This window comes from Bacillus sp. JJ1122, assembly GCF_036964885.1.
Classification (GTDB): domain Bacteria; phylum Bacillota; class Bacilli; order Bacillales; family Cytobacillaceae; genus Mesobacillus.
Genome location: NZ_JBALQL010000052.1, coordinates 1 through 10,553, shown reverse-complemented (window position 1 = coordinate 10,553; position 10,553 = coordinate 1). Strand labels below are relative to the sequence as shown.

Sequence of the window (10,553 nt, the reverse complement as noted above, 5' to 3'; positions counted from 1 at the left end):
CTATTTTATAGGGCTTTTTTTTTTGTATGGATTGCAGCATTTGCACCATATTAGACTCTCCGTTTAAGACCCAAATAAAATGAGGGGGAAGGGTCATTAAAATGACAAACAGCAATCTGTACGAAAAAGCCATTTATAAAAAATTGACAATTTTTACATTGTAATTGTACATCAAATTATAAACTTGCTAGGTGTTATCCTTTTTTTTAGCTATTAACCAATTTACAATAAGGAAGGAGCCCTTCGCAAGTTTGAAGGGCTCAAAAGTTTATGCGATAGTTTTTTTACGAAGCAAATCTTTCCACTGTTTTAAGAGCTTCTTTCTTAGCTTCTTTAACATAGTGGATCATCTCCTTAGTTCTTATTTTAAACTATCCTTGTCCAAAGTAAAGTAAACAAGGGAAAGTTTAGCAAAGATTATTTTTAAAATTCCTACCTTTTTGTTTATATTATATGATGAAATAGAAAATTTTTTCATGGGTAATGATGGAATGTCATAAATTGTCATTGAATTGCCATAGTTGAGATTTTCTTTTTTATGTACAATGCACTTAGAAATTTGCTAGACTGCTTTAAACAACCAAAAAACTGTATGATAATAGGATAATACCTCAAGAATGATGCAGCAAAGGAGAATAACATGAGTAAAATCGTATTTTTTGACATTGATGGGACATTGCTGGACCATGATAAAAATTTACCGGCTTCCACCAAGAAGGCAATAACACTTCTTAAGGAGAATGGAGTCTTTGTTGCCATCGCAACAGGGAGAGCGCCATTTATGTTCGAGAGTTTGAGAAATGAACTTGATATTGATTCTTTTGTCAGCTTCAATGGACAGTATGTTGTTTTTGAAAACGAACCAATTTATAAAAATCCATTAAGTTCTCAAAAGATAGAGGACCTCTATATTAAAGCAAAGGAAAAAGGACATCCTGTCGTATTCATGAATCACAAAACCATGAAATCTTCTGTGAAACACCATGCATTTATTGAAGAGAGTCTTGGGGGCTTGAAGTTTGCCCATCCGGGTCATGATGATGCTTTTTATGTGGACAGGGATTTATATCAAACTCTGCTATTTTGTGAAGAAGGGGATGAGGATTTTTACAGGGAATCCTATCCTGATTTCACTTTGATCAGGTGGCATCCATATTCTGTTGATATTTTGCCAGCAGGAGGGTCAAAAGCTGAAGGGATAAAAAAGATGATTGAAAGGTTGGGGTTCAAGCCTGAAAATGTTTATGCTTTTGGCGATGGCTTGAATGATTTTGAAATGCTGAAAGCAGCTGGAACTGGGGTTGCCATGGGGAATGCGGTGCCCGAGCTGAAGGAACATGCCAACCTGGTTACGCGCGATGTTGATGATGATGGTATCTGGCACGGATTGAAGGAATTGAATTTAATCTGATAGGAGCTGCTTTACATTCCTTCATTCATTAACTGGAGATGTAAGAAAAGAGCTCAAAAAAAAGCCGAATCAAAGTTGATTCGGCTTTATCTTTCAATTGGAGATGCATTTGGTATTTCTTTGAAAGGATCCTGTTTATTGATATGATCGTAAAACATAATGCCATTAAGATGGTCAATCTCATGCTGAAAAACAATTGCAGGCAGGCCTTTTAGCCTTAGTTTGACTTCAGTTCCATCAAGGTCAGTTCCTTTAACAGTGACTCTAGCATATCTAGGAACGTAACCAGGAATCGACTCGTCAACAGAAAGGCAGCCTTCGCCTGCAGCAAGATAAGAACGTTCAACTGAATGGCTGATGATTTTGGGATTAAACAGAGCATAACTGAACAGGTTTCCTTTTTCATCATTAACATGAACAGCTATCATCCGTTTTGAGACATTTATTTGCGGTGCGGCAAGTCCAATTCCGGCACGAAGTCCATGTCTTTGAGCAACTTCCGGGTCTTGGCTGTTTTTGACGTATTGTATCATGCTTTCTAAAATTGTCTTGTCTTCCTGGGAAGCAGGCAATTTGACTTCATCCGCGACATTGCGGAGGACAGGATGTCCATCGCGTACGATATCATCCATCGTCAACATAAACTTCACCTCTTGTTTCTATAGTATGTAATATTTTTAAGTCTAACAAAAGAACATTAAAAAGTTAACTAGAAAAATGTTTGCTTTAGATATTCAAAAAGAGAAGATGCTATTACACATCTTCTCTTAGTGATTAGAATCTCCTGCAAGAGCAGCCTACAATGATGAGGAGTATGAATAAAACGACAATTAAAGCGAATCCTCTTCCATAACCTACACCCGGATAACCACATCCGTAACCATAACCGTACATAAAGGAAACCCTCCTCTTATATGTTTTTCGCCCATCAAATCTGATGGGTCGATTGCTATAGCCTATGCGGTTTAAGAAATTTGGTATAGGCTTGCGCCTAAGGCATAAACTTCAAAATAAATGAATAAAGTTTATTAAGGGACAAGCTTATATGAATATGTTGAAGGCAGCTTACTGACTTCCTTATTAATTGTCAAATCACGCCGCAATCGCTATAGTAAAATTGGTATCTGTGAGGAGGTTTTTATTTTGTCCATTTTAAAAAGCATAGGTTTATCCATCGTTTTGATGGCTGGTGTATTAAGTCTTGCCGGATGTATGGATCGGCAAACTCCAGAGGAAAAAATGTTTGAAGAGCTTGAGAAAGTGGTGTCTACTGAAAAGGTTTTTGAAGATCAGCAAGACCCTCTTGTGGAATTAGAAAAGCAGGAAAAAGAAATTTATGAACAAATCATATCACTTGGGATGAAGGAATATGACCAGATTGTTAAGCTTGCGGATGAAGCGCTGACAATAGCTGACAAGAGAGAAGAACATATCGAGAAGGAAAAAGAAAGCATAAAAAAGTCAGAACAGGAATTTAAGAATGTATCTAATATAGCTGAAGAAATAGAGGACCCTTCCCTAAAGAAACAAGCTTCTGAATTACAGGCAACAATGAAAGAAAGATACAAAATCCATGATGAATTATATAAAAATTATAAACAAGGCCTGCAATACGATAAAGAGCTTTACGAAATGCTGAAGGATAAAGATTTGAGCTTCGAAAAGCTTGAGGAGCAAATCAATAAAGTGAACAAAGTATATGAATCCGTTTTGAAAAACAACCAGGAATTCAATGATAGAACGGATCGTTACAACAAAGAAAAAATGGACTTCTATAAAAAGGCGGGAATAGAAGTTAATACCGAGACAAAAAAATAAATGAAATGACTCAAATTAGCCTGCATGCAAATGTGGGTTTTTTTATTTCACCACATAACCGCGTTAAACCCGCGGGGGTCTGACCCCCACCGGTTTAACGCGGTGAATTGTTGTGTAATACAGTTTGAATTAAAAGTAATTTATTATAGTACAGTAGTAAATATTTATTAATACAGTTACTGAAAATAGATAATAACATATAGATAGTGTATAAAATTAAAAAAGATAAAACTAAGTATTTGACGGAGTTATTTTCGTGATGTAAACTAAAAAACGAATGAGTTGATTGTATTACTTTATTTTTGATTTCCATTGATACAGTCTAAATGACATGGAAATGGGCAAATAATAGTTTTTTTATAGCTAATCTGTGGAAAACTAACTAATGGTGTGTTCACAACCTATGCATAGCTGTAAATCATGAGATTTCCATCCTGCATTGTATGCGCTCCAGCCTGATAAGTATATTTAGTACAATTTTGTGCTCAGATGTATTTAGAAACCCGGGGAAGTTTATCCTGATTTTGGGTAACCTATTTCTGTATATTCAATTAAAAATTTATGTAGTAAGAAAGGAAGAGGTGGCTCTGATGGCATCTAAAACAAAAAACAACACTTTTGATGCAATGAAGCAGCTCGAGAATGTTTCAAGCCAATTTGAAATGTTCCAAATTTTAAACGAAGAGGGCGAAGTCGTTAATGAAGCGGCAATGCCTGAGCTTTCGGACGAGCAATTACAAGAATTGATGAAGCGCATGGTTTACACTAGAATTCTTGATCAGCGTTCTATTTCCTTAAACCGTCAAGGACGTTTAGGTTTCTACGCACCTACAGCTGGACAAGAAGCTTCCCAGCTAGCATCTCAGTTCGCTCTTGAAAAGGAAGATTTCATTCTTCCTGGTTATCGTGATGTGCCTCAAATGATCTGGCACGGACTGCCGCTTGCACAAGCTTTCCTATTCTCTCGCGGCCACTTCAAAGGAAATCAGATTCCTGAAGGTGTAAATGTTATTTCGCCACAAATCATCATTGGCGCACAATACATCCAGGCTGCCGGAGTAGCTCTTGGAATGAAGAAGCGCGGTGCCAAGTCTGTTGCTGTTACTTACACTGGTGACGGCGGAGCTTCTCAAGGGGATTTCTATGAAGGAATTAACTTTGCAGGTGCATTCAAAGCACCAGCAATCTTCTTCGTGCAAAATAACCGTTTTGCGATTTCAACTCCTGTTGAAAAGCAATCTGCTGCTAAGACAATTGCTCAAAAAGCAGTTGCTGCTGGTATCCCAGGAATCCAGGTTGATGGTATGGACCCGCTCGCAGTATACGCTGCGACACTTGATGCACGTAAGCGTGCCATCAATGGCGAAGGACCTACGTTGATCGAAACTCTGACTTACCGTTATGGCCCACATACAATGGCTGGTGACGACCCAACTCGCTACCGTACAGCTGACCTGGATAACGAGTGGGAAAAGAAAGATCCACTTGTTCGTTTCCGTAAGTTCCTTGAAAATAAAAACCTTTGGAATGAAGATATGGAAAACGAAACAATTGAAAAGGCTAAGGAAGATATTAAGGAAGCAATCAAAGAAGCTGACAATACTCCTAAGCAAAAGGTTACTGACCTGATTTCAATCATGTATGAAGAAATGCCAAATCATCTACAAGAACAGTATGAAATATATAAAGAGAAGGAGTCGAAGTAAGCCATGGCTCAAATGACAATGATTCAAGCGATTACAGATGCGTTGCGCACAGAACTTCGCAACGATCCTAATGTACTTGTATTTGGGGAAGATGTAGGAGTAAACGGCGGTGTATTCCGTGCTACTGAAGGACTTCAAAATGAATTTGGTGAAGATCGCGTATTCGATACTCCACTTGCAGAATCTGGAATCGGAGGTCTTGCAATCGGTCTTGCATTACAAGGCTACCGCCCAGTTCCTGAAATCCAATTCTTTGGTTTCATATTCGAAGTAATGGACTCTGTTGCTGGTCAAATGGCTCGTATGCGTTACCGTTCAGGCGGCCGTTACAACTCACCTGTTACTATCCGCTCGCCATTCGGCGGTGGCGTACATACGCCAGAAATGCATGCTGACAGTCTTGAAGGAATGGTTGCGCAGCAGCCAGGTCTTAAAATTGTCATTCCATCAACTCCATATGATGCAAAAGGGTTGCTGATTTCAGCAATTCGTGACAATGACCCGGTTATTTTCCTAGAGCACATGAAGCTTTACCGTTCATTCCGCCAGGAAGTACCTGAAGAAGAGTACACAATTCCATTAGGAAAAGCAGATGTGAAACGAGAAGGTAAAGACCTATCCATCATTACTTATGGTGCAATGGTTCACGAATCCCTTAAGGCAGCAGAAGAGCTTGAAAAGGAAGGTCACTCTGTTGAAGTAATCGACTTAAGAACAATCATGCCTCTTGACATTGAAACAATTGTGGCATCTGTTGAAAAAACTGGCAGAGCGATCGTTGTTCAGGAAGCGCAAAAACAGTCAGGTATTGCGGCTCACGTTGTTGCTGAAATCAATGACCGTGCAATCTTAAGCCTGGAAGCACCAGTATTGCGTGTTGCTGCTCCAGATACAGTATTCGCATTCTCTCAAGCAGAAACTGTATGGCTGCCTAACTACAAAGATGTAATTGAAACGGCTAAGAAAGTCCTTACATTCTAATAATACAGAAGTTGAAATTGATCATAGGTTACAAAAATAGGAGGGTGAATTCCATTGGCATTCCAATTTAAACTGCCTGATATCGGTGAAGGCATTCACGAAGGTGAAATTGTCAAGTGGTTCGTAAAGCCTGGCGATAAAGTTCAGGAAGACGATGTACTATGTGAAGTGCAAAATGATAAAGCGGTAGTCGAAATTCCTTCACCAGTTGCTGGTACAGTAGAAGAAGTATTAGTTGAAGAAGGAACAGTCGCTACAGTTGGACAGGTACTAGTAACTTTCGATGCACCTGGATATGAAGATCTTAAGTTTAAAGGTGACGAGGAAGATGCACCTGCAGAACAACCAAAGCAAGAAAAAACAGAAGCTCAGGTTCAATCTACATTAGAAGCTGGACAGGATATTAAAAAAGAAGCTGCTGAAGCTCCGGCTCCTGTAGCTGAAACAGGTGCTGGCGCTGCTGCTGCACCACAAGCAGAAGTTGACCCTAACCGCCGCATCGTAGCTATGCCTTCTGTACGTAAATACGCTCGTGAAAAAGGCGTTGATATCCGCCAGGTTGCCGGTTCAGGCAAAAATGGCCGTATTGGCAAGGAAGATATTGATAGCTTCATGAATGGTGGTGCTGCTGCAGCAGCTGCTCCACAGGCAGAACAGACTCAACAAGCTGCACCAGCAGAAGAAGCACCTAAGGCTGCAGCTGCAAAAGCACTTCCTCAAGGTGAGTACCCTGAAACACGTGAAAAGATGAGCGGAATCAGAAAAGCGATTGCCAAAGCAATGGTTAACTCTAAGCAGACAGCTCCTCACGTTACACTTATGGATGAAATAGATGTTACAAAACTTGTTGCACACCGCAAAAATTTCAAAGAAGTTGCTGCTGCTAAAGGAATTAAGCTTACATTCCTTCCTTACGTGGTAAAAGCATTAACAAGTGCTTTACGTGAATACCCAGCATTGAACACTTCTTTAGATGATGCTACAAGCGAAATCGTTCATAAGCACTATTACAATATCGGTATTGCTGCTGATACAGAAAAAGGGTTGCTAGTTCCTGTCGTTAAAGATGCTGACCGTAAGTCTGTATTCTCAATTTCAAATGAGATTAATGAACTTGCAGGAAAAGCTCGTGATGGAAAGCTTGCTCCAACTGAAATGAAAGGTGCATCTTGCACTATCTCTAACATCGGTTCTGCTGGCGGACAGTGGTTCACTCCGGTTATCAACCATCCGGAAGTTGCAATCCTTGGAATTGGCCGCATTGCAGAAAAGCCAGTAGTTAAGGATGGGGAAATTGTTGCTGCTCCTGTACTTGCGCTTTCTCTAAGCTTCGATCACCGCATGATCGATGGCGCAACGGCACAGAATGCATTGAACCATATCAAACGTCTATTGAACGATCCAGAACTATTGTTAATGGAGGGGTAATAAATGGTAGTAGGAGATTTTCCAATCGAAACTGATACTCTTGTCGTCGGTGCAGGTCCTGGCGGATATGTGGCAGCCATTCGTGCTGCCCAGCTGGGACAAAAAGTTACAATCGTAGAAAAAGCAACTCTTGGTGGCGTATGCCTAAATGTTGGATGTATTCCTTCAAAGGCTCTTATTTCTGCAGGCCATAGATTTGAAAATGCTAAGCACTCTGAAGACATGGGAATTAAAGCTGAAAACGTAACGCTTGATTTCTCTAAAGTCCAGGAGTTCAAAGCAGGTGTAGTAAAGAAGTTGACTGGCGGCGTTGAAGGTTTATTGAAGGGCAACAAAATCGACATCGTAAGAGGCGAAGCGTATTTCGTGGATGCCAACACGATTCGTGTAATGGATGAGAATTCTGCCCAGACATATACGTTCAAAAATGCAATCATTGCAACTGGTTCTCGTCCAATCGAGATTCCTGCATTCAAATATACTAAGCGTGTACTTGATTCTACTGGCGCATTGAATCTTCAGGAACTGCCTGAGAGCATTGTAGTAATCGGTGGCGGATACATCGGAACGGAGCTTGGCGGAGCATATGCTAGCTTTGGAACAAAAGTAACAATCCTTGAAGGCGCTGATGAAATTCTTAACGGTTTCGAGAAGCAGATGTCTGCTCTTGTAAAACGCAATCTTAAGAAAAAAGGTGCTGAAATTATCACTAAGGCACTTGCTAAAGGCGTAGAGGAAACTGATACTGGTGTGACTGTAACGTACGAAGCTAAAGGCGAAGAGCAAAAAGTTGAAGCTGATTACGTATTTGTCATGGTAGGAAGGAAGCCAAACACTGATGAGCTTGGACTTGAGCAAGTTGGCATAGAAATGACTGACCGTGGTGTCATTAAAATCGACAAGCAATGCCGCACGAATGTAAGCAACATTTACGCAATCGGCGACGTTGTTGAGGGACCGCCACTAGCACACAAAGCATCCTATGAAGGTAAAATTGCAGCAGAAGCAATTGCTGGACATCCATCTGAAATTGATTACCTAGCTATTCCAGCTGTAGTATTCTCAGATCCAGAATTGGCATCTGTAGGATACTCTGAAAAGCAGGCAAAAGATGAAGGACTGGATATCATTGCAGCTAAATTCCCATTTGCAGCTAATGGCCGTGCGCTTTCACTTAACCAGACAGACGGCTTCTTGAAGCTTATTACTCGTAAAGAAGACGGTATTGTAATCGGTGCCCAAATCGCTGGACCTAATGCATCAGACATGATAGCAGAGCTTGGCCTAGCGATTGAAGCAGGTATGACTGCAGAAGATCTTGCAATGACAATCCACGCACATCCAACGCTTGGAGAAATCACAATGGAAGCTGCAGAAGTAGCTCTAGGAAACCCAATTCATATCGTAAAATAATAGATAAAAAAATCCTTTCCATCTGGAAAGGATTTTTTTATTTATAATCATTTTGGAGTACAGCTGAAAGCGGTTCAATGATTTCATCCTTAGTAACAGTGCCATTAACATTGGCAATCACCTTGTCTCCATGTACAACAAGTATTGCTGGGAATTGTTCCACCTCAAATATTTCATAGTATTTTTTAGCATTCGAAGCTTTTATGACCATCATATTATCAAATTCAGTTGGATATTGTTTCTTTAATTCAATAATCGCATCATAATAAGAGGCTTCATGCTTATAGTCCTTTTCATCTGAAAAAAAGACTACTTGCTTTATACCTTCACTCAGCATTAAATCATCAGAATCATTTACTGGATTACAGGAAGCCGTTAGGAAAAGGAACGAAGCGACAAAAACAAAAGATAAGCCTTTCATTTCTCTTTGCCTCACTTTTTTTCGGATTCGGTGAAAATATACGGTTAATAGTTGTCCATATTCTATCATAGCAATTTCCCAAAAAATGAGATGTTATTGAAATGTTACATAAATGAAAAATATCCCTGGGACATAGACATATAATATAAACAACCCATATGTTTTGTTTCCGAAAGCTAGGGAAGAGATTATTTAAGTAATGGTGGTGGAAGGTGTGAAGGTGTATACAGTGGTCTTGCTGCAATTGATCATTTGGAGTGGGTATACATTTATTGAATGGCTGTCAAAACATGATCATCCCATTTATAATGTTATTATGTTCTTAGTGTTTTTCTATTTAGCAATTATAATAGGCAACTACATAATGAGATCGACAAAGAAGACGTTTATCATTACCCTGGCCAGCCTTGCTATCTATGCTTCGTTTCATTTTACAATGTCTGTTATTGTTTAAATTTACACCAGGGTAATGTCAGCAGGAGGGATAATGTTTGAAGAAAAAAATTTTAATGTTTGCTGCCGTTGTTCTATTAGGAGGCTGCGGAGCAAATGAAGCTCAAAAGGATGAAAATCAAAATAAAGAGACCGTAGCACCTGAGAAACAAGAAAAGAAAGAAGAAATCAAAAATCAAGAAACCGAAGAAGTGGTAAAGCCTGATGAGCAGCCTGCGGATGAAAGCACGAATCCTGATCCGCCACCAACGAAATCAGAGTATAAAATGAGAGACGACTTCTCTATCCAGGCTATTAGCAATCCCAACGAGAAAATAGTCCTGCTGACAATTGACGATGCTCCAGATAAAAATGCTTTAGCAATGGCGAAAGTTTTGAAGGATTTGAATGTAAAAGCGATCTTTTTTGTCAATGGTCATTTTATTGATACACCTGAAGAAGGTGAAGTTCTGAAACAGATTCACCAAATGGGCTTTCCAATTGGGAATCATACGTACAATCATAAATCTTTAAAGGATTTGACAGAGGAACAGCAAAGAGTTGAAATTGTTGGCTTAAATGACAGGATAGAAGAATTGATTGGAGAGCGTCCACGCTTTTTCAGAGCACCGTTCGGGATGAATACTGAATACAGCAAGAAGATTGCTGCTGAAGAAAAGATGCTGCTGATGAACTGGACTTACGGTTATGATTGGGAAAAGGCATACCAATCGAAGGAAGCTATAGCAGATATTATGGTCAATACTCCACTTCTAAGAAATGGAGCAAACCTGCTGATGCATGACAGAGAATGGACAAGCGCAGCCTTGGGTGACATTGTGAAGGGACTGCAGAATAAAGGATATAAAATAGTTGATCCAGATCTAATAGAGACCCCTGACAATAAAGAAACGGCTGCTCAATAGCAGCCGTTTCTTTATTG

At 39.7% G+C, this 10,553-nt stretch carries 11 protein-coding genes; 8 read left to right on the top strand and 3 right to left on the bottom strand.

Going from position 1 to position 10,553, the window contains the following annotated elements:
• Window positions 1-640 precede the first annotated feature (640 nt).
• Complete coding sequence (locus V7201_RS22880) at window positions 641-1,411, top strand: Cof-type HAD-IIB family hydrolase (protein WP_335379062.1); 771 nt, start codon at window positions 641-643, stop codon at window positions 1,409-1,411.
• Window positions 1,412-1,497: 86 nt separating this feature from the next.
• Here the strand turns inward: V7201_RS22880 and def are convergent, their stop codons facing one another.
• On the bottom strand, window positions 1,498-2,052 hold the full coding sequence (def, locus tag V7201_RS22875) for a peptide deformylase (protein ID WP_335379061.1): 555 nt from the start codon (window positions 2,050-2,052) through the stop codon (window positions 1,498-1,500).
• 133 nt (window positions 2,053-2,185) lie between these two features.
• Window positions 2,186-2,305 carry a YjcZ family sporulation protein gene (locus V7201_RS22870; RefSeq protein WP_335379060.1) on the bottom strand — a complete coding sequence of 40 codons (120 nt, stop codon included), beginning with the start codon at window positions 2,303-2,305 and terminating at the stop codon, window positions 2,186-2,188.
• 249 nt (window positions 2,306-2,554) lie between these two features.
• Here V7201_RS22870 and V7201_RS22865 point away from each other — a divergent pair, with 249 nt between their 5' ends.
• The 5 genes from V7201_RS22865 (at window position 2,555) to lpdA (ending at window position 8,757) form a co-directional block, all read left to right on the top strand.
• Entirely contained in the window at window positions 2,555-3,229 is a 675-nt protein-coding gene (locus tag V7201_RS22865) for a YkyA family protein (RefSeq protein WP_335379059.1), read from the top strand.
• A 590-nt stretch (window positions 3,230-3,819) separates the two neighbouring features.
• Window positions 3,820-4,935, top strand: coding sequence for a pyruvate dehydrogenase (acetyl-transferring) E1 component subunit alpha (pdhA, locus tag V7201_RS22860; RefSeq protein ID WP_335379058.1), 1,116 nt, complete (start codon window positions 3,820-3,822; stop codon window positions 4,933-4,935).
• Between the two features lie 3 nt (window positions 4,936-4,938).
• Entirely contained in the window at window positions 4,939-5,916 is a 978-nt protein-coding gene (locus V7201_RS22855; protein WP_335379057.1) for an alpha-ketoacid dehydrogenase subunit beta, read from the top strand.
• Window positions 5,917-5,970: 54 nt separating this feature from the next.
• On the top strand, window positions 5,971-7,344 hold the full coding sequence (locus V7201_RS22850; protein WP_335379056.1) for a dihydrolipoamide acetyltransferase family protein: 1,374 nt from the start codon (window positions 5,971-5,973) through the stop codon (window positions 7,342-7,344).
• Window positions 7,345-7,347: 3 nt separating this feature from the next.
• Window positions 7,348-8,757 (top strand): dihydrolipoyl dehydrogenase, encoded by a 1,410-nt coding sequence (gene lpdA, locus V7201_RS22845; protein WP_335379055.1) that lies wholly within the window; start codon window positions 7,348-7,350, stop codon window positions 8,755-8,757.
• 37 nt (window positions 8,758-8,794) lie between these two features.
• Here the strand turns inward: lpdA and V7201_RS22840 are convergent, their stop codons facing one another.
• A complete protein-coding gene (locus tag V7201_RS22840) occupies window positions 8,795-9,178 on the bottom strand; it encodes a small peptidoglycan-associated lipoprotein (protein ID WP_335379054.1) in 384 nt (127 codons plus the stop codon).
• Between the two features lie 214 nt (window positions 9,179-9,392).
• Between V7201_RS22840 and V7201_RS22835 the strand changes: the two genes are divergently transcribed.
• Both V7201_RS22835 and V7201_RS22830 read left to right on the top strand, forming a co-directional pair.
• The gene (locus V7201_RS22835) at window positions 9,393-9,632 is read left to right on the top strand and encodes a hypothetical protein (RefSeq protein ID WP_335379053.1); all 240 of its coding nucleotides are present in this window, start codon (window positions 9,393-9,395) and stop codon (window positions 9,630-9,632) included.
• A 37-nt stretch (window positions 9,633-9,669) separates the two neighbouring features.
• Window positions 9,670-10,536 carry a polysaccharide deacetylase family protein gene (locus V7201_RS22830; protein ID WP_335379052.1) on the top strand — a complete coding sequence of 289 codons (867 nt, stop codon included), beginning with the start codon at window positions 9,670-9,672 and terminating at the stop codon, window positions 10,534-10,536.
• The last annotated feature ends 17 nt before the right edge of the window (window positions 10,537-10,553 follow it).